This is a genomic window from Rhodococcus sp. APC 3903 (assembly GCF_030407755.1).
GTDB classification, from domain to species: domain Bacteria; phylum Actinomycetota; class Actinomycetes; order Mycobacteriales; family Mycobacteriaceae; genus Rhodococcus_F; species Rhodococcus_F erythropolis.
The window spans coordinates 1-748 of sequence record NZ_JASDCV010000094.1 but is presented as its reverse complement, the minus strand read 5'-3'; the positions used below and the strand labels follow the sequence as shown (position 1 = coordinate 748).

General features: G+C 64.2%; 3 protein-coding genes. All 3 read right to left on the bottom strand.

Going from position 1 to position 748, the window contains the following annotated elements:
* Window positions 1-73: 73 nt before the first annotated feature.
* From QMA15_RS32665 to QMA15_RS32655, 3 genes are read right to left on the bottom strand one after another with little or no spacing between them, the layout of a single operon-like run.
* Window positions 74-283: a hypothetical protein gene (locus QMA15_RS32665; RefSeq protein WP_290289353.1), complete on the bottom strand. Its 210-nt coding sequence runs from the start codon at window positions 281-283 to the stop codon at window positions 74-76.
* Window positions 284-315: 32 nt separating this feature from the next.
* Window positions 316-459, bottom strand: coding sequence for a hypothetical protein (locus QMA15_RS32660; protein ID WP_290289351.1), 144 nt, complete (start codon window positions 457-459; stop codon window positions 316-318).
* A 37-nt stretch (window positions 460-496) separates the two neighbouring features.
* Window positions 497-637, bottom strand: a complete 141-nt coding sequence (locus QMA15_RS32655; protein WP_290289347.1) for a hypothetical protein — start codon at window positions 635-637, stop codon at window positions 497-499.
* Window positions 638-748: the final 111 nt, after the last annotated feature.

Sequence of the window (748 nt, the reverse complement as noted above, 5' to 3'; positions counted from 1 at the left end):
CATCGTTTTCTCCTTCGGTCGGGCGGTTGTGGTCGGTCATGCTGCGCGTCCTTGCTGGCGACGGATGGTGTGGTTAGTTGGTGGGGGTGGCGGCGGCGTCGATGTCCTCCTCGGTGTGTCCGGCGTCTCGGGCTGCGGCGCGGGCGGCTGCGAAGGCGTCGACCAGGGAGGTAACGTCGATGAACCCTTCGCGGCTGCGGTCGAACATCGCTGCATCGAGCGCTGCGGTTGCCTCGACAACGGCGACAAGCGCGGGTGCGAGGGTGTCGGTTTCGGTGCTCATGTGGGGCTCCTTTGTGGTGGGTGGCGGGTCGCTCAGCCGCAGATGCAGTCCTCGTCGCCAGCTCTTTGCGCGGTGCAGGCGTAGTCGCCGGGGTCCGGGTAGCTGCACATCTGCGTGCCGTCTGCCATTGCAGGGCAGGACGTCTGGCCGCAATCGCAGTTCGTCTCGTTGCTCATCGTTTTTCCTTTGCTCGAGGTTGGTGGGTGGTTGTCATTACTCGGCGTTGACGCACTGCGCGGCGTCGTCGTGCATGCGAGGGCAGGAGTAGTCACCGCACCCGCAAGTCAGTCCGGCGTAATGGATGGTTGCCGCGCTGTAGTCGTCGCCCTCGGTGTAGTCGTAGCCGTCGCTCATCGGTGACCTTTCGTTCGTGGCTGGGGACCAATCCCGTGCCCCGCCAATTTTTTTGCCCTTCTGGCATAGGAGAGTTGGACCGGCATTAGGGGGCCGGAGTGCAACTGGTGA